At 72.7% G+C, this 24,285-nt stretch carries 21 protein-coding genes; 12 read left to right on the plus strand and 9 right to left on the minus strand.

The window, feature by feature from the left end:
- Positions 1 to 17: 17 nt before the first annotated feature.
- Positions 18 to 644 carry a class I SAM-dependent methyltransferase gene (locus tag ACTJIY_RS10460; protein ID WP_440674245.1) on the minus strand — a complete coding sequence of 209 codons (627 nt, stop codon included), beginning with the start codon at positions 642 to 644 and terminating at the stop codon, positions 18 to 20.
- Positions 645 to 715: 71 nt separating this feature from the next.
- Here ACTJIY_RS10460 and ACTJIY_RS10465 point away from each other — a divergent pair, with 71 nt between their 5' ends.
- Positions 716 to 1,954, plus strand: a complete 1,239-nt coding sequence (locus tag ACTJIY_RS10465; protein ID WP_440674246.1) for a M15 family metallopeptidase — start codon at positions 716 to 718, stop codon at positions 1,952 to 1,954.
- A gap of 35 nt (positions 1,955 to 1,989) precedes the next feature.
- Here the strand turns inward: ACTJIY_RS10465 and ACTJIY_RS10470 are convergent, their stop codons facing one another.
- On the minus strand, positions 1,990 to 2,766 hold the full coding sequence (locus ACTJIY_RS10470; RefSeq protein ID WP_440674247.1) for a TIGR03089 family protein: 777 nt from the start codon (positions 2,764 to 2,766) through the stop codon (positions 1,990 to 1,992).
- Positions 2,767 to 2,945: 179 nt separating this feature from the next.
- Between ACTJIY_RS10470 and ACTJIY_RS10475 the strand changes: the two genes are divergently transcribed.
- The 3 genes from ACTJIY_RS10475 to ACTJIY_RS10485 all read left to right on the plus strand — a co-directional run bounded on the left by ACTJIY_RS10475 (position 2,946) and on the right by ACTJIY_RS10485 (position 8,530).
- Positions 2,946 to 3,275, plus strand: a complete 330-nt coding sequence (locus ACTJIY_RS10475) for a WhiB family transcriptional regulator (RefSeq protein ID WP_275892227.1) — start codon at positions 2,946 to 2,948, stop codon at positions 3,273 to 3,275.
- 133 nt (positions 3,276 to 3,408) lie between these two features.
- Entirely contained in the window at positions 3,409 to 6,774 is a 3,366-nt protein-coding gene (locus ACTJIY_RS10480) for a glycosyltransferase (protein ID WP_440674248.1), read from the plus strand.
- Positions 6,775 to 6,778: 4 nt separating this feature from the next.
- Positions 6,779 to 8,530, plus strand: a complete 1,752-nt coding sequence (locus ACTJIY_RS10485; RefSeq protein ID WP_440674249.1) for a DUF5719 family protein — start codon at positions 6,779 to 6,781, stop codon at positions 8,528 to 8,530.
- Positions 8,531 to 8,543: 13 nt separating this feature from the next.
- Here ACTJIY_RS10485 and ACTJIY_RS10490 read toward each other — a convergent pair whose 3' ends face one another.
- Positions 8,544 to 9,122, minus strand: coding sequence for a metallopeptidase family protein (locus ACTJIY_RS10490; protein WP_353708706.1), 579 nt, complete (start codon positions 9,120 to 9,122; stop codon positions 8,544 to 8,546).
- A 113-nt stretch (positions 9,123 to 9,235) separates the two neighbouring features.
- On the opposite strand from ACTJIY_RS10490, the gene ACTJIY_RS10495 reads away from it, so the two are divergent.
- The 4 genes from ACTJIY_RS10495 (at position 9,236) to ACTJIY_RS10510 (ending at position 12,077) form a co-directional block, all read left to right on the plus strand.
- Positions 9,236 to 9,589 carry a DUF3499 domain-containing protein gene (locus ACTJIY_RS10495; RefSeq protein ID WP_047232115.1) on the plus strand — a complete coding sequence of 118 codons (354 nt, stop codon included), beginning with the start codon at positions 9,236 to 9,238 and terminating at the stop codon, positions 9,587 to 9,589.
- A 43-nt stretch (positions 9,590 to 9,632) separates the two neighbouring features.
- Positions 9,633 to 11,105, plus strand: coding sequence for a phosphomannomutase/phosphoglucomutase (locus tag ACTJIY_RS10500; protein WP_440674250.1), 1,473 nt, complete (start codon positions 9,633 to 9,635; stop codon positions 11,103 to 11,105).
- Complete coding sequence (locus ACTJIY_RS10505; RefSeq protein ID WP_141389178.1) at positions 11,102 to 11,290, plus strand: Trm112 family protein; 189 nt, start codon at positions 11,102 to 11,104, stop codon at positions 11,288 to 11,290. Before ACTJIY_RS10500 ends, ACTJIY_RS10505 begins: the two co-directional genes overlap by 4 nt.
- An 88-nt stretch (positions 11,291 to 11,378) precedes the next feature.
- Positions 11,379 to 12,077, plus strand: coding sequence for an NTP transferase domain-containing protein (locus tag ACTJIY_RS10510; protein WP_440674251.1), 699 nt, complete (start codon positions 11,379 to 11,381; stop codon positions 12,075 to 12,077).
- A gap of 74 nt (positions 12,078 to 12,151) precedes the next feature.
- Here ACTJIY_RS10510 and ACTJIY_RS10515 read toward each other — a convergent pair whose 3' ends face one another.
- From ACTJIY_RS10515 to ACTJIY_RS10525, 3 genes are read right to left on the minus strand one after another with little or no spacing between them, the layout of a single operon-like run.
- Positions 12,152 to 13,081 (minus strand): glycosyltransferase family 2 protein, encoded by a 930-nt coding sequence (locus tag ACTJIY_RS10515; protein WP_440674252.1) that lies wholly within the window; start codon positions 13,079 to 13,081, stop codon positions 12,152 to 12,154.
- 52 nt (positions 13,082 to 13,133) lie between these two features.
- Positions 13,134 to 13,355: a hypothetical protein gene (locus ACTJIY_RS10520; protein WP_440674253.1), complete on the minus strand. Its 222-nt coding sequence runs from the start codon at positions 13,353 to 13,355 to the stop codon at positions 13,134 to 13,136.
- A complete protein-coding gene (locus ACTJIY_RS10525; RefSeq protein WP_440674254.1) occupies positions 13,352 to 14,935 on the minus strand; it encodes a methyltransferase domain-containing protein in 1,584 nt (527 codons plus the stop codon). Before ACTJIY_RS10525 ends, ACTJIY_RS10520 begins: the two co-directional genes overlap by 4 nt.
- Positions 14,936 to 15,172: 237 nt before the next feature.
- Between ACTJIY_RS10525 and ACTJIY_RS10530 the strand changes: the two genes are divergently transcribed.
- The 3 genes from ACTJIY_RS10530 (at position 15,173) to ACTJIY_RS10540 (ending at position 18,669) form a co-directional block, all read left to right on the plus strand.
- Positions 15,173 to 17,026: a glycosyltransferase gene (locus tag ACTJIY_RS10530; RefSeq protein ID WP_440674255.1), complete on the plus strand. Its 1,854-nt coding sequence runs from the start codon at positions 15,173 to 15,175 to the stop codon at positions 17,024 to 17,026.
- A gap of 117 nt (positions 17,027 to 17,143) precedes the next feature.
- Complete coding sequence (locus tag ACTJIY_RS10535) at positions 17,144 to 17,923, plus strand: ABC transporter permease (RefSeq protein WP_440674256.1); 780 nt, start codon at positions 17,144 to 17,146, stop codon at positions 17,921 to 17,923.
- Complete coding sequence (locus tag ACTJIY_RS10540; protein WP_440674257.1) at positions 17,923 to 18,669, plus strand: ABC transporter ATP-binding protein; 747 nt, start codon at positions 17,923 to 17,925, stop codon at positions 18,667 to 18,669. The genes ACTJIY_RS10535 and ACTJIY_RS10540 overlap by 1 nt, the downstream gene beginning before the upstream one ends.
- 77 nt (positions 18,670 to 18,746) lie before the next feature.
- Here ACTJIY_RS10540 and ACTJIY_RS10545 read toward each other — a convergent pair whose 3' ends face one another.
- From ACTJIY_RS10545 to ACTJIY_RS10555, 3 genes are all read right to left on the minus strand, one after another.
- Positions 18,747 to 19,694: a glycine betaine ABC transporter substrate-binding protein gene (locus tag ACTJIY_RS10545; RefSeq protein WP_253053227.1), complete on the minus strand. Its 948-nt coding sequence runs from the start codon at positions 19,692 to 19,694 to the stop codon at positions 18,747 to 18,749.
- Positions 19,695 to 19,821: 127 nt separating this feature from the next.
- On the minus strand, positions 19,822 to 20,691 hold the full coding sequence (locus tag ACTJIY_RS10550; RefSeq protein WP_353708709.1) for an ABC transporter permease: 870 nt from the start codon (positions 20,689 to 20,691) through the stop codon (positions 19,822 to 19,824).
- Positions 20,688 to 22,049: a quaternary amine ABC transporter ATP-binding protein gene (locus ACTJIY_RS10555; RefSeq protein WP_440674258.1), complete on the minus strand. Its 1,362-nt coding sequence runs from the start codon at positions 22,047 to 22,049 to the stop codon at positions 20,688 to 20,690. Before ACTJIY_RS10555 ends, ACTJIY_RS10550 begins: the two co-directional genes overlap by 4 nt.
- Before the next feature lie 579 nt (positions 22,050 to 22,628).
- Between ACTJIY_RS10555 and ahcY the strand changes: the two genes are divergently transcribed.
- A complete protein-coding gene (gene ahcY, locus ACTJIY_RS10560) occupies positions 22,629 to 24,191 on the plus strand; it encodes an adenosylhomocysteinase (RefSeq protein ID WP_440674259.1) in 1,563 nt (520 codons plus the stop codon).
- Positions 24,192 to 24,285: the final 94 nt, after the last annotated feature.

Raw genomic sequence — 24,285 nt, forward strand, 5'->3', positions numbered from 1 at the left:
GAGCCAGACCGGCGATGTCAGCGGACACGGCCGACCGCCACGAACTCGTTGTAGACGAAGAGCCCTCCTGCGCTCCGCGGGAAGGGGAACGACGACCAGCCCTCGACCTCGAGACCGAGCGAACGGAAGATGCTCACGAGACGCGGACCGTCCACGAAGTCCGTGTGGCTCGAGTCGCTCCTGAACCCCCGCTCCTGTGGGCAGACCGCCATGACGACCGCTCCCGGCAGGAGCGTCTCGACGTAGGGGCGAAGGAAGCTCTCCTGGCTCCGCGGCTCCAGGTGCTCGAGCACGTGGGCCACCAGGAGCCCGTCCCGGGGACGGTCGCGGTCAGGAAGCTGGAAGAACTCGTCGGGCAGGTACGCGCGGTGCCCCATGGTGCGGCAGAACGCCACGGACGTGGGGTTGTGGTCGACACCGACGCTTCCTGCGACGAGCGTGGACAGGTTGCGACCGATCCCGCAGCCGAGATCGACCGTCGGCCGGCCACCCAGGTGTCGCCGCAGGTTCCATCGGTACGGAGCCTGGACGTGCAGCAGGCGCTTCCACGTGCTCCCCTGGAGCGCACGGAGGCGGTCGGTGTAGTCCTCGGATGTCGTGTCGAGGTGCTGGGATGCGCCGTCGAAGGCAGACTCTGCAGACACGTTCCCTCCAAGCTGCGCTGGTTCCGTCGAGAGTACACGGCGGGGTTTCCGGGACGTGGGAGGGGGTGCGCGTGCAGACCAAGGCTCTCGCCGGCCGTGTGCTCGTCCTCGTGAGCGTGCTCGTCGGTGTGCTGCTCGTCGTCGGGTCGGTGGCTCACGCCGACGTGCGCCTCGACCGTCTCCCCCGGCAGGGGGACCGACCTGGGGTTCTCGACGCGGGGGGACGCGGGACGGTCGATCGCGATGGCGTGCTCGCGACGACGGCAGTGCGATACCTGAAGAAGCCGCACGATCCCGCGATCTACGAGGTCGACGGAGCTGCACGTCGTCAGCTCACCTACGCGCAGTGGGTCGCCGCAGGATCGCCGGTTCCCGAACCGACACGGACCGAGGTGGTCCGGTATCCGTGGTCACCGACCCTCTACGCGGTGACGTACTGGTCGTCAGCGGACTGGGACTGGGACAGGTTGACCTGGGAGGCGTGGTCGGCAACGGGTTTCGTCGAACCGCGGGCGGCGGGATGGATCGACGGGAGCTCGATCTATCGGTGGGCCTCCGCGCCGGAGCTCTTCCTGCGGGCGCCCGACGGGAGCCTGCACAAGCTTGCCGAGCAGGAGTGGGCGGCAACCGGGTACCGCGCTCCCTCGGTCCGCGCCAACCAGGGGTTCGTCAAGCTCACGTGGCACGACTCGATCGCGCGCATGTCCGATCTGCGCTACGGACAGGGGCGGCCGATCAGCCTTGCCGAGTGGCTCGCTGAAGGCTCGCCGACTCCTCGTGTCGCCGCGCGCCTCCCCGGGGACATCTTCGAGAAGGACTTCTCCGGCCCGGCGATCTTGTACTCCGGACCGACGGTGCAGAAGTACCTCACGCACGCCGAGTGGCAGTCGGCCGGCGCACCGGCCCCCTACACAGGGCGCAACGGACGGCTCGACACGTCGACGCTGTGTCCGGTGTCGTGGAATCGCTCGGTGCTCCTGCGGTGCGACGCCCAGCGCGCCCTCGAACGACTCAACAGCGCGTACTGGGGCCGCTTCGGACGGTCGATGTCGATCGGCTACGGCTACCGGACCTACGCGACGCAGGTGTACCTCCGCATGACGCTCGGCTCGGTCGCCGCCGTCCCGGGGACGTCGAACCACGGGTGGGGTCTCGCCCTCGACACCGCCGAAGGGTCGCAGCACGGCTTCGGGTCGCCTTCGTACGAGTGGCTCAAGCTGAACGCGCCCGCGTTCGGGTGGCAGGCGCCGCGGTGGGCGTGGCAGGACGGCTCCAACCCGGAGTACTGGCACTTCGAGTACACCGGCTGACGGCGCTCCGTCACCGTGCCCACCGGGCGCTGACCTCAGGAGGCCCGTTCGCTCTGCAGGAGCCGTGCGTGGCGGTCCGGGTCGGCATCGAGCCCGGCCGCGACGTCGGGCGCGAGGACGACGGCGGAGCCGTCCGCGCTCCAGAGCGCGACCAGCCTGGCGAGGACTCCCGAGATGCCGCGTCGCCCGTCGACCGTCTCGCGCGTACCCCGAGGGGCGGTGGGAGAGGAGAACATCGCCGCGTGGGTCGTCGCGGAGGTGCCGTCGTCGAGCGCTGCCGCGCCAGGGTCGATGCCGGGCGCCCACCCGAGCTGATCGCCGTAGGTCATGACCGCGGACGCGGCGTCGATCGCCCCTGCCGGGAGGTCGCCGTCGTACCGGCGGGCGAGCGCCGGCAGCGTGACGGCGACGAACTCGGCGCGCGTCCCGGTCCAGCGGTCGGGGCGCGTCGTCACGACGACGTCCGGTCGCGTGGTGCCGTCGTCCGGCATAGCGTCGTCCTCGACGGGCGCGAGCACGACCGTCGTTCCGACGCGCCATGCGGCGAGCGCCCAGACGACCGTGCGCCAATGGACCGGAAGGTCGAGAACGACCCGCGTGCCGGGGCCGGCGTCGAATTCTTCGACGAGAAGGTTGGTCGTCTTGTTGACCCAGTTCTCGAGCACCGCGCCGGAGAGCTCGACGCGCTCGCCGTCGTCGCCGTACCACGTGAGCCGCGGTCGGCCGGGGTCTCGCGTGAGGAGACGCAGCAGGTCAGCGACGTGCGTGGGGCGGTCGTCGCGCGGGGTCGGGGGATGGGGAGCGGTCACCATGGACACCACCCTAGAGCGCTGATATCGCGTCCCGACATGTCGGAATTTCACCCCTCGCCTCCTCGTCGCTATCACATTTCGGCTTGACGCCCGCGGACGACACGCGTGTAATTTCTTCAATGCAGTTTCCGGCGGGGTTCTCGCCACGAGGCCCGGCGAACGGCATGAAGGGGCGCACGATGTGGAACATGCTGGACGGGACGGGAGGGGCTTTCCCCTCCGACGCTGAACGAGAGGTGGAGCGCGTGGCACCGGTGCTGCCGCTCTTCGGCGAGCCGGTCGACGACTCGCTCATGGGTTGGCAGGAGCGGGCGCTCTGCGCCCAGACGGACCCGGAGGCCTTCTTCCCGGAGAAGGGCGGGTCCACGCGCGAGGCCAAGAAGGTCTGCACGGGCTGCGAGGTCCGCGCGGAGTGCCTGGAGTACGCGCTCGAGAACGACGAGCGGTTCGGCATCTGGGGCGGCCTCTCGGAGCGGGAGCGCCGCAAGCTCAAGCGCCGCGTCGTCTGACGACGAGCGTCGCCCGGTCCGGATCGGCCGCGTGCCGCACCGGGCCGCCTCGTGACGGGGTCACGACACCCCGCCACACCGGGGCGCGCAAATGCCGCGCCCGGAGCCGTGTCCGTCGCATGATCGACGGGACATGACTTCCTCCGACCTCACCACGTCCGCGCGCAGCGCCCGCCCCGGCGACGTCACGCCGGGGGCGGCCGCGCGTGCCGCTGCGGTGCCTGGCGTCGTCGCGGCACCCGAGATCGTCGCTGCCGTCACCGGGGCGCTGCCCGTCGTCACGACCGTCACCGCAGTCGTCGTCACGCGCGGGAGCACGCCGTTCCTCGCGCAGACGATGGCCGCCCTGCGCGCCCAGACGACGAGCCCGCACGCGGTCGTCGTGGTCGACGCCGCCACCGGTGACGCGACGCGCGAGCACCAGGGGCTCCAGCTCGGCGACGCGCGGTTCGTCGCTGCTCCGCGCGCCCGCTCGTTCGGGGACGCGGTCGACGCCGCGCTCGCGCACGTCGAGCCGGGCACGTGGCTCTGGCTGCTCCACGACGACTCGGCGCCCGCTCCCGACGCGCTCGCCGAGCTCCTGCGCGCGGTCGAGCACTCGACCGCGGTCGCGGTGGCGGGACCCAAGCAGGAGCGGTGGACGGTCGGCACGGGAGCCGAGCCCGCCGCGCCGTTCGAGCCGGGCACGGCGAGCCGCCTCGTCGAGGTCGGCGTCACGACGACGCCGCTGGGGCGCCGCATGACCGGGATCGACGACGACGAGATCGACCAGGGCCAGCACGACGCGCGCGACGACGTGCTCGCCGTCGGGCTCGCGGGCGCGCTCGTGCGCCGCACGGTGTGGCTCGAGCTCGGCGGGACCGACCCCGAGTACGGCCCGTTCGGCGACGGTCTCGACCTGTGCCGCCGGGCACGGCTCGCCGGGCACCGCGTGATCGTCGTGCCGTCCGCGGTGGTGCGGCACGCCCAGGCGTCGCTGCTCGGTCTGCGGGACCGGCGGCGCGGGGCGACCACGCTCCCCGCGCCGGACCCCGGCTCGTCCTCCGCCGCGCGGCGCCGGTCGCAGCTGCACGCGCGACTCGTCGGGGTCGCGGCACCGTGGCTCCCGTTCGTCGCGCTGGCCATGATCCTCGGTGCGCCGTTCCACGCCGCGTACCGGTTGCTCGTCAAGCAGCCCGGCCACGCGCGGGACGAGCTGCTCGCGCCGCTCTGGGCGCTCGCCCGGGTCGGGCCCGTGTGGCGCGCGCGGCGCGCGGCCCGACGGACCCGCAGGCTCCCGCGCGGTGCGCTGCGCCCGTTGCGCGGCACGTGGCGCGAGGTGCTCGCCGAGCGGCGCGACCGTCGTCTGGCGCGGGCGGAGCAGCGGCGCACCGCGTGGGCCCCGACCGACATCGAGCGGCGCGAGCTGCGCGCGCTCGCGCTGCGGCGACGGGCGGGGCTCGCTGCGACGGCCGTCGCCCTCGTGGCGTACACCGCCCTCGTGTTCGGCCCGCTCGCGGGGGCGCTGCTCGCCGGCGGGCGCCTCGTCGGCGGCTCGTTGCTGCCGGCGACGGGCACGCTGGGCGACGTCTGGCGTGCCGCGACGACCGGGTGGGTCTCGACCGGCCTCGGAGCGCCCGCCCCGGCCGACCCCTACGTCACGGCGCTCGTCCCCGCCTCGCTGCTCGCGGGCGGCGCGACCCAGACCGCCGTCAACCTGCTCGTGCCGGCCTGCTTCGTCGCCGCGGGTCTGGGCGCGTGGTTCGTCGCGGGCGCCCTGGTCCGCTCGGTCCCGGCGCGCGCCTGGGCCACGCTCGTGTGGGTCGCCGCGCCGGCCCTGCTCGCCGCCGTGGGCGCGGGCCGGGTGGGCGCCGTGCTCGTGCACGCCACGCTGCCGTGGCTCGCGCTCGCGGTGGTCCGCGCGCTCGGGCTCCAGCGTGTCGACACGGTCGCGCCGGCCGCGCCCGACGCCGCGCGTCCGGTCCTGCGGCGCGAGCCGGGGTCGCTCGCCGCGGCGGCGACCGCGGGCCTGCTCTTCGCCGTCGTCGTCGCCGGCTCGCCCGTCCTCCTCCCGGTCGGCGTCCTCGTGCTCGTGGTGGTCGCGGTCGGGGTGCCCGCGCACCGCCGCTACCTCGCCCTCGTCCCCGTCCCGGCCCTCGTGCTCTTCGCGCCGTTCCTCGTGCACGTGGCGAGGACGGCGGGCGACGGCGGGTGGCGCCTCCTGCTCGCCGACCCCGGTGCGCCCGTCGCGGCCGCGGCCGCGCCGCCGTGGCAGCTGCTCCTCGGTCTGCCGGTGTCGCCGGGCGCGTGGTTCGGGCTCGACGGCTCGGGCGCCGTCGACCTGCTCGCGCGGTGGGCGCCGTTCGCCGCCGGGGCGGTCGTCGTGGCGCTCGCCGCCGTGGCCGTGCTCCGCGGGCGCCGCCTCGCCGTCGGCGCGTGGTTCGTCGCGGCGATCGGCCTCGCGACGGCGATCCTCGCCGGCTCGACCGTCGTCGGGGCGGGCGCGTCGCCGGACGCCCCCGTGACGGGCTGGCCCGGCGCGGGCACCTCGCTCGCGCTCCTCGCGCTCCTCGGCGCCGCGCTCGTGGGTGCGCCCCGACTGCCCGACGGCGGCGCCCCGCCCTGGCGGTCCGGTGCCGTCGTCGCGCTCGGCCTCGTCGTCACGCTGCTCCCGCTGGGCACCGCGGCGTCGTGGACGGCGGGCGTCCTCGACCGGGACGACGCGCGGGTCGGCGACGTCCGCGCGACGACCCAGCCCGTCGTCCCGCCGGTCGGCCGCCAGATGCAGTCCTCCCCGCGCCAGGCCCGGGTGCTCAGCCTCGAGATCGGTCCGGGCGGCGTGGTCGAGTACGCGGCCCTGCGCTCCGACGGCCCGCAGGCTGTCGACTCCTCGGTCGTCGTCGAGGCGTGGCAGGCCGCGGACCCCGGCGCGACCGAGGGCGAGCTGCCCCGGGTGGTCGCCGACCTCGTCTCCGGCACGTCCGCCGACGTGAGCGACGGCCTCGGGCGCCTCGGCGTGGGCGCCGTGCTCCTGCCGGCGTCGGCGGAGCAGGACCAGGCGCGCGCGGAGCTCGTGGCGCGGCTCGACACGGTGCCCGGTCTCGAGCGCATGACAGAGGGGCAGTCGGGGCTGGTGTGGCGCGTGGCGCCCGACGGCCTCGACCCCGCCTACGCGCGGGTCGAGTCGTCCGCGGGGTCACAGCCGCTCGACGCCGACCGCCAGGCGCTGCGACCGGTCGACGCGGTCGTGCCGGCGGGGGCCGAGGACCGCGTGGTCGTGCTCGCGGAGGACGCCTCGCCCGGGTGGCGGGCGACGCTCGACGGCCGACCCCTGGAGGCCGTCGACCCGTCGACCACCGGCGGGCTCCAGGCGTTCGCCCTGGGAGGCGCGGACGGTCGGCTCGAGGTGTTCCACGCGGCCGACCACCGGTCGGGCTGGATGACGGCGGCAGGGATCACCCTGCTCGTGTACGTGCTGCTCGCGGTGCCGGTGCGGCGTCGTCGGGCGGGGACGAGGTAGCGCGGTGACGACGGAGAACGAGACGGGCGAGGGCCGGGCGGCCCCGGACGGGGCGACCGCCGGGACGTCCCGCAGCCGGCGGCGCGGGGTGGTGCGCCGGGTCACGACGACGGGCGCCGGCCTGGTCGGGATGCTCGCGGTCGGCGCCGTGGCCGCGTTCGGGAGCACGGGTGCGACGCTGGTCCCCGCCGCGCCGCCCCCCGCCGACCCGGTCGAGCGGGTCGCCGTCGAGCCGGCCCCGGAGGTCACGGTCTGCCCGGGGCCCGCGCGCCTCACCGACCCGGAGACGGTCGGCGACGCGCAGTTCGGTCCCGCGCCGGTCGGCACCGAGAGCAGCCTGCGCGCGGTCGTGGCGGGCGCCGGGTCGGCCGAGATCGGCACGTTCGACGGCACGGCCGCGCGCACCGGCGCCCGGGCGCTGGATCGCGCCCCCGACGCCGACGTCACGGTGAGCACCGTCGAGGACCCTGGCGCGGGCAGCGTCCTGACCGTGCGCCCGGGCGAGGGGGCGGCGCCGCGGGTCGCGGCGTCGGTCGGGTCCGTGACGACCGCCGGCGACCTGCGCGGCCTCGCCGCGGCGAGCTGCGCGCGGCCCGGCATCAGCCAGTGGCTCGTGGGCGGGAGCACCCAGATCGGCAGCAGCACCCAGCTCGTGCTGCAGAACCCGGGGCTCACGCCCGCCGTCGTGCAGGTCGACGTCTGGGGCCAGGGCGGGGCCGCGGTGCTCTCCGGGGGCGGGCAGCAGCTCGTGGGCCCGGGCGAGGAGGTCGTGACGCTCGTCGAGGCGGCCGCCCCCGAGCAGCGGCGTCTCGTCGTGCACGTCGCGGCGACGGGCGGGCTCGTCTCCGCCTACCTCCAGCACTCCACGCTCGACGGGCTGGTCCCGCTCGGCGTCGACTACGTCGTCCCCGGCGCGGACCCCGCGCACGACGTGGCGCTCGCGGGCGTCGCGAGCATCGGCGAGGCCGTCGACGACCCGCACGCGCCGCAGCTCCGCCTCCTCGCCCCCGGCGACCAGGCGGGGACCGCGCAGGTGACGGTCTACGGGGCGGACGGGCCCGTCCCGCTGCGCGGCGTGGAGGACGTCGCCCTCACGCCGGGAGTCGTCACCGACGTCTCGCTCGGGGGGCTGCCCGCGGGGTCGTACGCCGTGGCCGTGCACGCGGACGTCCCCGTCGTCGCGGGGGCGTCGGTCGACCGGCGAGGCGAGGCCGACCCCGACCTGCTGCACGAGGAGCGTCAGTACGACCGGGCGTGGATCGCCGCGCGGGCGCTGGTGCCCCCCGCGGAGGACGCCCCGGCCGTGGCGGACGACGCGCGGGCCGGGCAGGTCGCGCTCGTCCCCGGCACGACGTCGGTCCTGACGCTCGCGGCAGTCCCGGCGACGGGCCCGGCGGAGGACGGCGACGACGCGACCGGACGCCTCGAGCTCCGCGTCCGCGCCCACGACGAGGACGGCGCCGAGGCCGGGACGACGACCGTGGCGCTCGCCGCCGGCACGACGCAGACGCTCGACCCGTCCGCGCTGGTGGCGGAGGGATCCGACGCCACGGTCGCGGCCGTGACGGTCGACGTCGTCGGTCCGCGCGGGGACCTGGAGCCGGTCTGGTCGGTCACGGCGAGCGCGGGTCACCCGAGCGGGGACGACGGCGACGAGACCCCGAGCCTGCTCTCGGTGCTCCTGCCCGTGGCCGACGTCCCTGCGCCCGGTACCGTCGCGGTCCGTGCCTCGGGCACCGCGGGCCTCGGGGGCTAGGGAGCGACGCGGGTCAGCGGTCGCCGGTGTACCGGGGGTCGATCTCCTCCGGCGTGCGCGCGAGCAGGTGGGCGACCTGCTCCACGAGCACGTCGCGGACGAGGTCCTCCAGGTCCTCGGCGTCGAACGCGCGGGCCTCGACCGGCCGTCGGTAGACGACGATGCGCGCGGGCTGACCCGACTCCGCGGGGAAGCACCGGCCGAGCGGGACGCCGCCGTCCTCCCAGGGGGCAGGGTCGGACGGCGGCACGTCCTCGACCGCGAACTCCGTCCCGCGCAGCTGCTTGGCCCACGAGCGCTCGACCCGCTCGACGACGTCGACGACGACGTCGTCGAACTTCTCCGCCCGCGTGCGGCTCGCCGGTGCGGTGGGCGGCAGGAGCGGCCCGCGGATCCCGCGACCCCGGCGGTCCCGGCGTCGCGGCACCGGACCCTGACCGCCCGGGCCGGGCGCCCGAGGCGGGATGACGAGCTCGTCGAACGAGACGGGGGGCGGGGCGGGGGTCGCCCGGCGCGACCAGCGGTCGCGGGCCCGGCGCCCCTTGCCGGCGGGCTCGGGCCGCGAGCCGGGGGACGGAGTGTTGCCACGCACACCACGACTCTAGCCCGCCGCCGCCCGGCGCAGCGCGCCCACCTGCGGCGGCGCGGGCGCTCGGACGGCGTGTGGCGGCCCCACGACACGCCAGGAAGGCGTAAGGTCAGCGCGTGAGATCCGTCAGGCAGTGCTCGCGCACGGCGTGCGTCCGTGCCGCCGTCGCGACCCTCACCTACGTCTACGCCGACTCCACGGCGGTCCTCGGCCCGCTCGCGCACCTCGCCGAGCCGCACTCCTACGACCTGTGCGCCGAGCACGCGGAGCGCCTCACCGCACCGCGCGGCTGGGAGGTCGTGCGGCTGTCGCCCCAGTTCGTCGAGACCGGCCCGAGCGACGACGACCTGTCGGCGCTCGCGGACGCGGTGCGCGAGGCCGGCAAGGTCCGGACGGAGCCGGAGCCGCCGGACGTCACCGAGGTGGGGCGACGCGGCCACCTGCGCGTCCTGCGCGCCGAGGGCGACTGACCCCGACGCACCCCCGTGCCCCCGCCTCGGTAGGGTGGGCGGCGTGACGACCGACCTCTCCCACCTCATCAAGGCGTACGACGTCCGCGGCACCGTCCCGGACCAGCTCAACCCTCAGGTGGCGAAGGCCATCGGTGCCGCGTTCGCCCGTGCGGTCGTGCTCCCCGAGGCGCCGGCCCCCGCGGGCGACGCGCCCGCCCGGGCGAGCGTCGTCGTCGGGCACGACATGCGGGACTCCGGGCCGGAGCTCGTGGACGCGTTCGCGGCGGGTCTCGTCGAGGCCGGGGTCGACGTCGTGCGCATCGGGCTGTGCTCGACGGACGGGCTCTACCACGCGTCCGGCGTCCTCGGTGCGCCCGGCGCGATGTTCACCGCGAGCCACAACCCCGCGGTCTACAACGGGATCAAGCTGTGCCGCGCGGGCGCGCGCCCGGTGGGCCAGGACTCGGGGCTCGCGGAGGTCCGCCGGCTCGCGGAGGGGTACCTCGACGACGGCCTCCCCGCCGCCGCGGACGAGCCGGGGACGGTCACCGACCGCGACACGCTCCCGGACTACGCGGCGTTCCTGCGCTCGCTCGTCGACCTGTCCGGGATCCGGCCGCTCAAGGTCGTGGTCGACGCCGGCAACGGGATGGGCGGCTACACCGTCCCGGCCGTCCTGGGCACGGGCGCGGGCCTGCCCGCGCTGCCGCTCGACGTCGTGCCGCTGTACTTCGAGCTCGACGGCACGTTCCCGAACCACGAGGCGAACCCGCTCGACCCGAAGAACCTGCTCGACCTGCAGGCCGCCGTCGTGGAGCACGACGCCGACCTCGGGCTCGCGTTCGACGGGGACGCCGACCGCTGCTTCGTCGTCGACGAGCACGGCGACCCGGTGTCGCCGTCGGCGATCACGGCGCTCGTCGGGCTGCGCGAGGTCGCGAAGGAGGTCGAGGCGGGGCGCACGCCGACCGTGATCCACAACCTCATCACGTCGCGGGCCGTGCCCGACTTCCTCGGGGCCGCCGGCGCCCGGACCGTGCGCACGCGCGTCGGCCACTCGTTCATCAAGGCGCAGATGGCCCAGAACGACGCCGTGTTCGGCGGCGAGCACAGCGCGCACTACTACTTCCGCGACTTCTTCTTCGCCGATACGGGGATGCTCGCGGCGATGCACGTGCTCGCCGCCCTCGGGTCGCAGCCGCACCCCCTCTCGGCGCTCGGGGAGATGTACGAGCCGTACGTCGCCTCGGGCGAGATCAACTCGACCGTGGCCGCCGTGCCGGCGGCCCGGGCGCGCGTCGTCGAGGCGTACGTGACGCAGCAGGGCGGCGGGCCGGTCGAGGTCGACGAGCTCGACGGGCTGACCGTCTCGCACTGGGACTCCCACCCGCAGTGGTGGTTCAACCTCCGCGCCTCGAACACCGAGCCGCTGCTGCGGCTCAACGTCGAGGCCGCCGACGAGGACATCATGGAGAAGGTGCGCGACGACGTCCTGTCGCTCGTGCGCACGCACGACGACGAGGAGCGAGCATGAGCCTGCAGATCGACCCCTGGGTGCGCGAGGCCCTGCGCTGCCCCGTGACCGGCGCACGCCTGGTGGACGGCACCGGCCCCTCCGGGGAGCCGGAGCTGCACTCCACCGATCCCGACCGCCCCCTCGCGTACCCGGTGCGCGACGGCATCCCGGTCCTGCTGGAGGACGACGCGCGCGAGCTCTGACCCGTCGGACCAGGGCGGCCGCAGTCGGTAGAGTCGGTCCGGTGCTCCGCTCGTCGGCGAGCCGGAGCGAGAGACGAAAGGACACACCGTGAGCAACGCGCCCCAGGTCGTCATCCTGGCCGCCGGGATGGGGACCCGTCTCGGACGGCCGTTCCCGAAGCCGCTGACCGAGCTGAAGGACGGACGGACGATCCTCGCCCAGCAGCTGGGCAACGTGCGCGGTGCCTTCGGGCGTGACGTCCAGGTGCTCGTCGTGGTCGGGTTCAAGCTCGAGCAGATCCTCGAGGCGGCACCCGACGTGACGTTCGCCTACAACGAGATCTACGACCAGACGAACACGTCCAAGAGCCTGCTCAAGGCGCTGCGAGCCACCGGGGACCGGGGGGTCCTGTGGATGAACGGGGACGTCGTCTTCGACCCGCGCGTCCTCGAGCGGCTCAAGCCGTACGTCGAGTCCGGGCAGTCGTTCGTCAGCGTCAACACCGCGGCGGTCGGCGACGAGGAGGTCAAGTACACCGTCGACGCCGACGGGCGCATCGCCGAGCTCTCGAAGACCGTCCAGGGGGCGCTCGGCGAGGCGGTCGGCATCAACTTCGTCGCTCCCGCGGACAAGGCCGCGCTCGTGACGCGGCTCGCCGAGGTCGGCGACCAGGACTACTTCGAGCGCGGGATCGAGGTCTCGATCGAGAAGGACGGGCTCCAGGTGGTTCCGGTCGACGTCTCCGACCTCTATGCCGTCGAGGTGGACTTCGCCGAGGACCTCGAGCGGGCCAACGAGTTCCTCTGAGAGGAATTCCCCCACGAAGCACGAAGGGCCGGTCTCCCGCACGGGAGGCCGGCCCTTTCGTCCGTCGGGCGTCGTCAGCTCGCGCTCGGCGCCTTCGCCGACCTCCGGGGGAACCGCGGCTGCGGGTTGAAGCGGATGCCCGCGAGGAGCTGTCGGACCATCTGGACCTGCAGGCTGCGAGAGACCCCGCCCTGCCGCATCTTCCCGACCACGTTCTTCGCGTAGGTGATCCACGAGAGCTTGCCCTCGTAGTGCCAGCGGTACGACGACTGGTTGCGGGCGCCGTACTTGAACTTCCAGACGTTCTGCGCGGTGATCTGGCCGTAGTTGACGCCCTTGTTGTCGCCCATGTCGTGCACGACGTAACTGTCGAGCACCTGGATGCCGGGTCGCGTGCGGCCCGACAGGCGCTTCGTGTACTCCTTGTCGTCGTACCAGATGAAGTACTCGGCCAGGGGCAGGCCGTGCTCCTCGACCGTCCACCGGGGCAGGAGCACGGAGACGAACGTGCACTCGCGGACCTTGACCGAGTTCAGGCCCTGCACCAGGTAGCGCGGCCAGTCCCAGGTGGTCACGGCCTCGTTCATCTCGCAGAGCTGGCCGTCGACGAACTTGACGACCGAGCACGCGAAGGGCACGCGGTCCTTGACATGCTCCTCGACCGCGCGGTGCTCGTCGAGGAGCCGCTCGAGGGCGTCCGGCTCCGGGTAGCAGTCGTCGTCCATGATCCAGAAGAAGTCCGCACCGAGCTCGTAAGCCCGCTCGAGGCCGGCGGCGAACCCGCCTGCCCCTCCGACGTTCTTGGGCAGGGACAGGACGTGGATGTCCTCGTCGTCGGCGATCGAGCGCAGGTAGTCACCCGTGCCGTCCGTCGAGTCGTTGTCGACGAGCACGATGGTCCGCGGGGGCACGCTCGAGGAGCGGATCGCGGCGATGCCCTTCTTCAGCTTCTCGAGGCGGTTGTAGGTCACGACCACGGCCATGACGTTGTCGGGGGAGGTCACCGGTCTGTGCTCGCTGTCTGTGAGAGGTGGAAGGTCGGGGTGTCGGGTCTCGTTACGCTGCGGGGCGGCCGGCGAGGTTCGCCTCGACGACGTCCGCGATCTCGGCGATACGGATGTTGTCTCGTCGGCACTCGTCGATCTCCACGCGCAGCTCGCGCAGCTCGTCCTTCAGGACCTCGATCTCGCGTGCCAGGTGTGCGCGGGACCGGGTGCGCGCCCGCTCCATGAGCCCGGGTGCCACGCGGTCCCCGAGCTGGATGATCTGCTGCTTCATGTCGTCCTCCTCTTGGTCGTGGTCCGTGTCGCTAGATGGGTGATGACGGTGCCGCGGAGCCGGTCGCGTGCGGTTGCCCCGAGGCGGGTGGTGCGGTCGAGGGCGAGCCCGAGGGGCTCGATCTCTGCTGCGATCTCGTCGAGCGTGAGGTGCCACGTCGTGGGGTCCCGGAACGTCACGTCGGGATCCGGCTCGGTGTCCACGACCAGGACCACCACGCCGTCAGCTCGCGCCACCTGTCGCAGGAGCCGCCATACCGTCGCCCTGCCGTGGTGCCCGAGCCGCTCGACGAGGTGGTTGCCCAGCGCGTGGACCGGCTCGCCCCGGGAGAGCATGCTCATGAACGGGGCGGTGTCACGGAAGTCGATGAGGTTCGCGCGCGTGAAGGTCGCCGTGCCCTCGGGGAGGCTCGTGGCCGCCTGTCGCGCGCGCAGCAGCGCCGTCTCGGAGTAGTCGACGCCGATCACGCGCCGTCCACCCCGCGCCAGATGGTGCGACGCTGCACCCGTCCCGCAACCGAGGTCGAGGACGGTGTGGCCCTCGGCCGTCTCGTCGAGCAGGACGTCGGCGCCCCGGAGGTCGGTATCGTCCCCGCTGCGCGGATCGTAGAGGTAGCGCTCCTCCCAGAAGTCTCGCTGGAAGTTGTAGGAGCCGAACCAGTTCCGAAACCGGCGAGCGGTCGCCCTCGGCGTCCGGAGCTTGTAGCCGGGGAGGGGAGTGCGCCAGTTCTCGTCGTAGTTGACGACGAGCCAGTCCTCGGGGGAAGCAGGGGCGGGGTAGTGCCTGCCCTCGAGCGTGACCGTTGAGAAGGGCACCATCGACTCTCGCGCCATGGGACCGCGGACGTGGAACGGCTGGTTGATCTGCCCGTCGCGGAAGAACGCCGTGAAGATGTCGATGTAGCCGTCGACGAGCCCGTCGTCGCGCCGGAACGTGATCTGAAGGTGCGCGTTGCTGTGCCGCACGATCTCGTATCCCCGGGCGGTGAGCTCGCGTTCGATGCGCGACTGCTCACGGGAGATGTCAGCGGGGTGCTCCAGCTCGGACAGGTACGCGAGGTCGGCGTCGTCGTCGTGAGGCAGGATCTTGCCGGACCGCACGGCGCCGAGGAGCGTCCCGCCGACGACGAACGGCTGGTGACCCAGATCGCGCACCAGGTCGACGAGGACATCCAGCCGGTCCAGGAGCCGCTCCTTCAGGCCGGACTCGTCGCCGTCGAAGGTCTTGCCCAGGCGACCCCACTTGTTCATCGCGACGTGCCGGCCGGTCGCGTCCACCACATGGATCCGACCGTCGCCGGTCCCGAGCCGCGTCTCGACCGACCACAGGACCTCGTCCGTGGAGGAGTCGCGGAGGGAGACCTCGGTCGTGCCGTCCAGGAACGGTCGGAGCGGTGCAGGCCAGCGGTGCACGAGCCTGTCGCGCGCGGCGGCGTGTGAGACGAGGTCTATCGACCAGACACGGTTCCCGTCGAGGAGCACGTCGATCGACGAGACGTCTGTCGGTGCCGGACAGGGGAGCCGGATCTCCTCAGCGGTGACCACGAGATCGTGCTGGCGTCCGGAGGTGAAGCGGGTCATCAAGAACCAATCGCAGGGGAGTGCGTCGTCGCGCTGCCTCGGACGCACGGTTACCCCGGGAGTGTACGGGAGTCTGGGCGCGAAACCTCCTGTGAACGCTGGCCGTACTTTCTGTGAACGCGGGTTGTGTCCGGTGGCCCCGCGCGTTCGGACGAGTACCCTGTGCCAGCGGGTGAACGCGAGCCCAAGGGCCTCGCACCTCCCCCCTCCATCCCCTACTGACGAGCGAGGCGTGCCGTGACAACTGTCCAGAACGTCGTCTTTCCCACCGACCTGGACAAGCTTCCGCTGTACGTCGAGAGCCCACGGGGCGCGACGTCGTCGATCGACATCGTCTCGCGGAGGGCGGCACGCCTCGTGGCGGGCAGCGAGGCGTCGTTCGCCTCGTACTTCAACGCCTTCCCGCTCATGCACTGGGCCGCGAACACGACCTTCGAGTCGGTCACGGTCGTCCTCGAGCTCTCCGGGCGCGGGCAGGTGCGCATCGTGCGCACGGACGCCCGCGGGCACGCCTCCCGGCTCGAGGCCGTGCGGTTCGACGGCACGCAGACGGTGCGGCTCACCGTCCCGCTCGCAGGAGCTGCCGACGGCGGGTGGTGCTGGTTCGAGATCACGGCGTCGTCCGACGTCGAGCTCGCCTCAGGTCGATGGGAGGTGGACGGCGCCCCGGCGGGTGGCACCGTGACCGTCGCCGTCACGACCTTCAACAAGCCTGACTTCTGTGTCCGCACGCTCGGTGCTCTCGCCGAGGACGAGGACGTGCTCGCGGTGCTCGACGGGGTCGTCGTCGTCGACCAGGGCACGCAGAAGGTCGCGGCCGAGGCCGGCTTCTCCGAGGCCGAGCAGGGTCTGGGCGGGCGGCTCCGCATCGTCGACCAGCCCAACCTCGGCGGTTCGGGCGGCTTCTCGCGCGGCATGATCGAGGCGACGGCAGCGGGTTCGACGCACGTGATGCTCCTGGACGACGACGTCGCGATCGAGCCGGAGAGCATCTTCCGCGCGGTGCGCTTCGCGGACGCGTGCTCGCGGCCGACGATCGTCGGCGGTCACATGTTCGACATGTACCGTCCGACGAACCTGCACGCCGTGAGCGAGATCGTGCAGCAGTCCAACTTCATGTGGGGCCCTGCGGACCCAGATCACCGCCTGGTCGACTTCTCTGACGAGTCGCTGCGCGCGACGCGCTGGCTGCACCGGCGTCCGCGCGCGGACTACAACGGGTGGTGGATGTGCTTGATCCCGACGGCCGTCGTCCGGGAGATCGGGCTCTCGATGCCGTACTTCATCAAGTGGGACGACGCCGAGTACGGTCTGCGCGCGAAGTCGGCCGGTATCCCGACGGTCTCCCTGCCCGGGGTGGCGCTGTGGCACATCACCTGGCAGGACAAGGACGATGCGATCGACTGGCAGGCGTACTTCCATGCGCGCAACCGGATCGTCTCCGGACTCCTCCACTCCGTCCAGGAGGGCGGTGGGGCGCTGCTCGCCGACAGCAGCAGGCTCAACCTGAAGCACCTCCTGTCGATGCAGTACTACGCCGCGACGCTCCGGAACACCGCGATCCGCGACGTGCTGCGTGGCCCGGCGCTGCTGCACGCGACGATGGGGACGCGGCTGGGTGAGCTGCGTGCGCTGTCCAAGGACTTCGGCGAGGCGCGGTCGTACACGGTCGAGAACCCGGCGCCGGCGGCCGTGCACGCCGACGTGGCTCCCGTACGCCAGGAGCGGGGGCCGCGGGGCGTCGCGCTCGCCGTCTTCACCCTCCGCGCCGTGGTGCGACAGGTGCTCGTCCCGGTCCGCGCGGAGAAGCGCCGCCGACCCGACGCGCAGCTCGATCGGCGTCAGGGTGTGTGGTGGGTGCTGCCGAAGTACGACAGCGTCCTCGTTCTCGCCGGGGAGGACCGGACGGGAAGCTGGTACGTGCGCGACCGTCGCGCGTTCCTCCGCCTCTGGTGGGAGTCGATCTCGCTGCACCGGGAGCTCAAGCGTCGCTGGCCCGAGATCCGGGAGTCCTACCGGAACCAGGCGGAGGCGCTCGTCGCGCCGGCCGCGTGGCGCGCGACGATCGGCATCGCCGACGGCGATGACTGAGGGCGTCGCCGGCCTTCCCCGCCGGGATAGGGTGTGCGTCGGTCTCCGCCGTCTGGCGTCGAGCACGTGGAGGAACAAGTGAGTGATTCGAGCGTCCTCGCGGCCACGAACAGGCCGATGACGCTGTGGAGGGCGCGGTCCGTCCTCGGGCTGCTGGTGCGCCGCGACCTCAAGGTCCGCTACGCGGACTCGCTCCTCGGGTACTTCTGGTCGATCCTCGACCCGTTGCTCATGGCGGCGGTGTACTGGTTCGTCTTCACGAAGATCTTCCCCCGCCCCATGGGGGAGGAGCCGTACATCATCTTCCTGCTCGCGGCGCTGCTGCCCTGGACGTGGTTCCAGAACTGCGTCGGCGACAGCGCCCGTGCCCTGCGTCAGGACTCCCGGCTCGTCCGGTCCACGCGCCTCCCGCGGGAGGTCTGGGTCATGCGCGTCGTGCTCTCGAAGACGGTCGAGTTCGGCTTCTCGCTCCCCGTCCTCGCGGTCTTCCTGATCTTCTACCCCCCGGACCTCAACGGGCACCTGTGGCTGTTCCCGCTCGGCATCGTGATGCAGCTCGTCCTGCTCGCCGGTCTCGGGCTGCTGCTCGCCCCGCTCGAGGTCCTGCTGCGGGACATCGATCCCCTCATCCGCGTCGCGATGCGCGTCCTGTTCTACGCGTCGCCGATCCTGTACGGGCTCCAGGACGTGTACAACGCCGCGATCCCGGAAGCGTTGAAGATGCTCTACCTGCTCAACCCGATGACGGGGATCATCGCCGCCTTCCGTGCCGGCTTCTTCCCCGAGGTCGTGCACTGGGACGCCATCGCGATCGCGGGCGGCGTCTCGGTGCTCACGCTCGTCGTGGGGTGGATCGTCTTCGCACGGAGCGAGCGCTCCGTGCTCAAGGAGCTGTGATGGTGAAGCTGGCCGGCCTGCCTGACCCGATCATCTCGGTCAAGGACGTGGGTGTGCAGTTCAACCGGGGTCGCCGCAGCGCGGGTCTCCGGCAGATGATCCTCCGCGGCGACAAGGGTGCGTCCCGCGACGCCTTCTGGGCGCTGCGCGGCGTCTCCTTCGACGTGGCGCCGGGTGAGGCGATCGGCGTGATCGGGCGCAACGGGCAGGGCAAGTCGACGCTGCTCAAGGTCGTCACCGGTGTGCTGATCCCGGACGAGGGCAGCGCGACGGTCCGCGCGGACGTCTCGCCGCTCATCGAGATCACCGGCGGGTTCGTCCCTGACCTCACCGGGCGGGAGAACATCTACCTCGCCGCCGGGCTGCACGGGATGTCGAGGAAGCACATCGACGAGAAGTTCGACGAGATCGTGGACTTCGCCGAGATCCACAAGTTCCTCGACTCGCCCTACCGGCACTACTCGTCCGGGATGCAGGTCCGCCTCGCCTTCTCGGTGGTCTCCCAGCTCGACGGTCCGATCCTGCTGGTCGACGAGGTGCTCGCCGTCGGCGACAAGGCGTTCCGCGAGAAGTGCTACAAGCGCATCGACGAGCTGCTCGCCGCGGGGCGGACGCTCTTCCTGGTCTCGCACAACAACGGTGACCTCAAGCGCTTCTGCGATCGAGGGCTCTACCTTCGCGGCGGCGAGCTTCGCGCCGACGGGCCTCTGGACGCCGTGCTGGAGCAGTACGCCAAGGAAGGCTGACGCGCTGCGGCGCTACGACGACGAGGGCCGGCCACCCTGGGGTGGCCGGCCCTCGTCGTCGCGACGCAGCGGAGACGTCAGACGCCCGCGGCCTCCTTGAGGTCGTCGACGAACGTCGGGTTCGCCTCGAGCCAGGCCTGGACGGCCTCGGCCTCGTCGGCGTACTCGTCGGAGTTGAACATCATGTTCTCGAGCGAGAAGAGCTGCTCGTCGTCGAGGGAGAAGGCGCCGAACAGCTTGGTCAGCGTCGGGTAGCGCTCCTCGAAGTCGGACGAGCCCCACATGTGGATCTTCTCGGCCTCGCCGAGCGCGCCCTCGGGGTCCTCGAGGTCGCGGACGGGGAACTCGTCGTAGGCCCAGTGCGGGCGCCACAGCGTGACGGCGATGTTCTCGCCGGCGTCGGTCGCGCCCTTGAGCTCGGCGAGCATCGCGGGGGTCGAGGAGATGGAGTAGTCCATGCCCTCGAGGCCGTAGGTCGGGATGACCTGCTCCTGGGTGATCTCGGTCAGGCCGGCGCCGGCCTCGATCCCGACGAGCTTGTTGCCGTACTCGTCGGCCATGCCGGCGAGGTCCTCGAGCGACTGCGCGGGCGAGTCCTCGTTCACCGCGATGGTGAGCTTGGCGTCGTCGTACCAGTAGCCGAGGTCGGTGACCTGGTCGCCGTACTCCTCCTCGTACGAGGCGTGCGTGTAGGGGAGCCAGACGTCGAGGGTGACGTCGAAGTCCCCGCCGGCCAGGCCGGTGTAGACGACGCCGATGTCGGCGGTCTGGGAGGTGACGTCGTAGCCCTCCTGCTCGAGGATCGCGGTCCACAGGTGGGACACGGCGATGCCCTCGTCCCAGCCGGAGGGGATGCCGATGGAGACCGACGTCTCGTCCTCGCCGGTCGAGCCGCCGGCGTCCGAGCCGCCGGAGCCGGAGTCGGAGGCGCAGGCGGTGAGGGCGAGGCCGAGGACGGCCGAGGCGGCGACCGCGGTGGTGCCACGAGCGAAGCGGCGGGTGCTGCGGGTGCGTGCGGGGGTCATGCTGTCCTTCCCTGGGTCCGGGCGGACCCGGTCGGTGTGCCCGACGCCGGGGGTGCGGCGGGCGGGTTCCCGGCGCTGCGGCCGGGCACGGTTAGGGCGCTCCTGAGACCTGCTCAGACGCGCTCGCTCAGACGCGCGCCGCGGCCAGGGCGCGCGAGACGGGGGCGCGGTTGCCGAGGGCGGAGGTCACGCGGTCGAGGAACATCGCGAGGATGACGACGGCGAGGCCCGCCTCGAAGCCGAGCGCGACGTTGACGCGCTGGAGCGCGGCGACGACGTCGTTGCCGAGGCCGCCGGCGCCGACCATGCCCGCGATGACGACCATGGAGAGCGACAGCATGATGACCTGGTTGACGCCGGCCATGATGGTCGGGAGCGCGAGCGGGAGCTGGATCTGGCGCAGGATGCGGCCCGGGGTCGCGCCGAACGCCTGGCCTGCCTCGACGACCTCCTTGTCCACCTGCCGGATGCCGAGCTCGGTGAACCGCACGCCCGGCGCCATGGCGAAGATGATCGTCGCGATGATGCCCGGGACGGGTCCCGTGAGGAAGATGACGACGGTCGGGATGAGGTAGACGAAGGCCGGCATGGTCTGCATGAAGTCGAGGATCGGCCGCACGACCGCGGAGACGCGGTCGTTGCGCGCGGCCCAGATGCCGACCGGGATCGCGACGACGAGCGCCAGGACGGCGGACAGCAGGACGAGCGCGAGGGTGTCCATCGCGTTGTCCCACTGGTCGACGCCGGCGATGACGACGAAGCCGACGAGCGAGCCGAGCGCGAGCTTCCAGCCCTTGGCGAGGAGCGCGAGGGCGGCGAGCGCGAGCGCGACGACCCAGAACGGCGGGCTCGACAGGATCGTGTCGAGGCCGTCGTAGATGCCGACGAGGACGTCCTTGACGAAGCGGAAGAGCGGTCGGAACGTCGTGGTCATCCAGTCGACGAACGTGTCGACCCACTCGCCGAGCGGGATGCGGGGGACGAGGGTGTCGTTCACGCGGCACCTCCCTCGGTCGTCGGGTGGGCGTCCACGGCGGCGTCCTCGACGGCCTCGTCCTGCACCGCGGGCGCGCCGAGGTCGATCTCGCCCGTGCGGGGCTGCTCGGTCGGGACCATGGCCTCGAGCAGGGTGACGCGCGGGACGACGCCGACGAGGCGGCCCTCGGCGTCGGTCACGGGCACGGGGAGCGACGACTCGGCCGCGGGCGCGAAGATCTCCGCGAGGGGCGTGTCCGGGGAGACCGGGGCGACGCCGTCGTGCACGAGGTCCCCGATGCTCTCCTTGCCGGCCTTGAGGGCGGCGACCGCGTCGTCGTCGCGCACGACGCCGTGCAGCACGCGCTGGCGGTCGACGACGTACGCGGCCGAGACCTGCGCCTCGCGCATCGCGCGGCTCGCCTGACGCGGCCCGCCGCTGACGGGCACGACGACCGCGGGTCGCACCATGACGGACGACGCGGTGAGGACGCGCGTCCGGTCGACGTCGGCGACGAACTGCGCGACGTAGTCGTTCGCGGGGTCGGACAGGATCTGCTCGGCGGTGCCGATCTGGACGATCCGGCCGTCGCGCATGACGGCGATGCGGTCACCGAGGTGCATGGCCTCGTTGAGGTCGTGCGTGATGAAGACGATCGTCTTGCCGAGGCGCTGCTGCAGGTCGAGGAGCTGCTCCTGCATCTCGCGCCGGATGAGCGGGTCGAGCGCGCTGAACGCCTCGTCCATGAGCAGGACGTCGGTGTCGGCGGCGAGCGCGCGGGCGAGGCCGACGCGCTGGCGCATGCCGCCCGAGAGCTGCGACGGGAGCGAGTCCTCCCAGCCGCCGAGCCCGACGAGGTCGAGCGCGGTGCGGGCCTTCTCGCGGCGCTCGGCCTTGCCGACGCCCTGGATCTCGAGCGGGTACGCCGCGTTGTCGAGCACCGTGCGGTGCGGCAGGAGCGCGAAGTGCTGGAACACCATGCTCACGCTGCTGCGTCGCAGGGCGCGCAGCTGCTTGGCGTCGGTCGCCGCGAGGTCGGTGCCGCCGACCACGACGTGCCCGGCCGTCGGCTTCCACAGGCCGTTGAGCATGCGGATGAGCGTGGACTTGCCGGAGCCGGAGAGGCCCATGACGACGAAGATCTCGCCGCGCCGGACGTCGAAGCTCGCGTCGATGACGGCGGCCGTGCCGAGCGCCTTGACGTCGTCACGGGCCGCGCCCTGCTCGAGCCGGCGGATCGCCTCGACCGGCCGACGGCCGAAGACCTTGTAGACGTCGCGCACGGAGACGGCGACGTCGGTGGGAGGAGGGGTCGACGGTGCGGGGGAGCCGACCGTCGTGTCGCTGCTGTCGGGCGGGGTGATGCTGGGAGCGGTCATGCGGGCGGGTCTCGCCACCTTCCGTGCGGGGACCGGCACGCCCCGCGCGAGGACGGCGCCAGAGGATTCCGGCGGCGGCGTCTCGGGAGCGTGGCACGCGGCCGTGATCGCGTCGCGGTCGGACGCCCGAGGGCGACCTCCGCGCTCGGCGCGCAGCGGGCCACATGCTGGTCCGACGTCAATCGGTACTCCAGCACCCTGCCTGATTCGAGGGTCAACTTCTACCTACGACCCGGGGATCGGGGACTGTTCCAGGACGATTCTTGACCCATCATCGTTGGAACGGTGCGGATGCCGACGGATCGTGGATCGTTATCTCTTTGTGATCTTGAGATGGTCAAGCATTCGTGTTACGCGCGCGCCCGGGCGCGCGCGCTGGACGAACGGTGCGGCGAGCTCGGGGCGCCGCGCTCGCCGGGGCCGGGCGGCGCCGTCGTCGGTAGGCTGGGACCGGGTGGGCTGCGGTCCCGCCCGGCGCGGACGGGAGCCCCCAGCGCAGCCACCGGCCGGCCAGTCGGCCAGCCACCGGCAGGACCGGTACCACCGGCCCGACCGGCACCGAGAACGCACAGGAGAACCATGTCCACCACAGCGCCAGCCCCGACGACCGGCACCTCGGGAGCCGCTCCCGGCTTCGACGAGGTCCCCGGCCGCTACAAGGTCCGCGACCTGTCCCTCGCGGAGGCGGGCCGTCACCAGCTCCGTCTCGCGGAGCACGAGATGCCCGGCCTCATGGCGCTGCGCGCCGAGTACGGGGAGTCGCAGCCGCTCGCGGGCGCCCGCATCGCCGGCTCGCTCCACATGACCGTGCAGACCGCCGTCCTCATCGAGACGCTCGTCGCGCTCGGGGCGCAGGTGCGCTGGGCGAGCTGCAACATCTTCTCCACGCAGGACGAGGCCGCGGCCGCCGTCGTCGTCGGGCCGCACGGGACGCCCGACGACCCGCAGGGCGTCCCGGTGTTCGCGTGGAAGGGCGAGAGCCTCGAGGAGTACTGGGACTGCACCGAGCAGATCCTCCTGTGGCCCGGCGACGAGTCGCCGAACCTCGTCCTCGACGACGGCGGCGACGCCACGATGCTCGTCCACCTCGGCCTGCAGTACGAGCGCGCGGGCGTCGTCCCGCCCGACACGCTGCCCGGCGAGCCCGACCACACGCACGAGATGAACGTCGTGCGCGCCGTGCTGCGCCGCGCGCTCGAGGCCGACCCCCTGCGCTGGACGACGATCGCCCAGGCGATCCAGGGCGTCACCGAGGAGACGACGACGGGCGTGCACCGTCTCTACCAGCTCGCCGAGGCGGGCGAGCTGCTCTTCCCGGCGATCAACGTCAACGACTCGGTCACCAAGTCGAAGTTCGACAACAAGTACGGCATCCGCCACTCGCTGCCCGACGGCATCAACCGCGCGACCGACGTCCTCATGGGCGGCAAGGTCGCGTTCGTCGCGGGGTACGGCGACGTGGGCAAGGGCGCGGCGGAGGCGTTCCGCGGCCAGGGCGCGCGCGTCATCGTGTCCGAGGTCGACCCGATCTGCGCGCTCCAGGCCGCGATGGACGGCTACCAGGTCGCCCGGATCGAGGACGTGCTCGGTGAGGCGGACTTCTTCATCACGACCACGGGCAACAAGGACGTGATCCGCGCCGAGCACCTCGTCGCGATGAAGGACAAGGCCGTCGTCGGGAACATCGGGCACTTCGACAACGAGATCGACATGGCCGGCCTCGCCGAGGTGCCCGGGGTGTCGCGCACCGAGATCAAGGCCCAGGTCCACGAGTGGACGTTCGCGGAGCCCGGCCCGGGCGGGCAGCCCGCGGGCCGCTCGATCGTCGTGCTCTCCGAGGGGCGCCTGCTCAACCTCGGCAACGCGACCGGCCACCCGTCCTTCGTCATGAGCAACTCGTTCTCCAACCAGGTGATCGGCCAGATCGAGCTGTTCCAGGACGCCACGTCCGCCGCGCGCGAGGGCCGCGAGCGCTCCTACGCCCGCCAGGTGTACCGCCTGCCCAAGGTGCTCGACGAGAAGGTGGCGCGCCTGCACCTCGACGCGCTCGGCGTGCGGCTCACCGAGCTCTCGCCCTCCCAGGCCGACTACCTCGGCGTCCCCGTCGAGGGCCCGTACAAGCCCGAGCACTACCGCTACTGAGCGCCGACAGCCCGCTCGCGCCACGAGGAGGTCGCATGGACCAGTCGCCCGACGAGCGTGGCCCCGTCGCGCCCCCGCCCACCGCGGGCGGGGG

It is taken from the genome of Cellulosimicrobium sp. 22598 (genome assembly GCF_052044445.1).
Classification (GTDB): domain Bacteria; phylum Actinomycetota; class Actinomycetes; order Actinomycetales; family Cellulomonadaceae; genus Cellulosimicrobium; species Cellulosimicrobium cellulans_G.

Coding starts and splice junctions, on each gene's coding strand:
- ACTJIY_RS10535 (WP_440674256.1), top strand. CDS start 17,144: ATGACGCTGTGGAGGGCGCGGTCCGTCCTCGGGCTGCTGGTGCGCCGC.
- ACTJIY_RS10520 (WP_440674253.1), bottom strand. CDS start 13,355: ATGAAGCAGCAGATCATCCAGCTCGGGGACCGCGTGGCACCCGGGCTC.
- ACTJIY_RS10470 (WP_440674247.1), bottom strand. CDS start 2,766: ATGGTGACCGCTCCCCATCCCCCGACCCCGCGCGACGACCGCCCCACG.
- ACTJIY_RS10545 (WP_253053227.1), bottom strand. CDS start 19,694: ATGACCCCCGCACGCACCCGCAGCACCCGCCGCTTCGCTCGTGGCACC.
- ACTJIY_RS10525 (WP_440674254.1), bottom strand. CDS start 14,935: ATGACCCGCTTCACCTCCGGACGCCAGCACGATCTCGTGGTCACCGCT.
- ACTJIY_RS10555 (WP_440674258.1), bottom strand. CDS start 22,049: ATGACCGCTCCCAGCATCACCCCGCCCGACAGCAGCGACACGACGGTC.
- ACTJIY_RS10480 (WP_440674248.1), top strand. CDS start 3,409: ATGACTTCCTCCGACCTCACCACGTCCGCGCGCAGCGCCCGCCCCGGC.
- ACTJIY_RS10475 (WP_275892227.1), top strand. CDS start 2,946: ATGTGGAACATGCTGGACGGGACGGGAGGGGCTTTCCCCTCCGACGCT.
- ACTJIY_RS10540 (WP_440674257.1), top strand. CDS start 17,923: ATGGTGAAGCTGGCCGGCCTGCCTGACCCGATCATCTCGGTCAAGGAC.
- ahcY (WP_440674259.1), top strand. CDS start 22,629: ATGTCCACCACAGCGCCAGCCCCGACGACCGGCACCTCGGGAGCCGCT.
- ACTJIY_RS10505 (WP_141389178.1), top strand. CDS start 11,102: ATGAGCCTGCAGATCGACCCCTGGGTGCGCGAGGCCCTGCGCTGCCCC.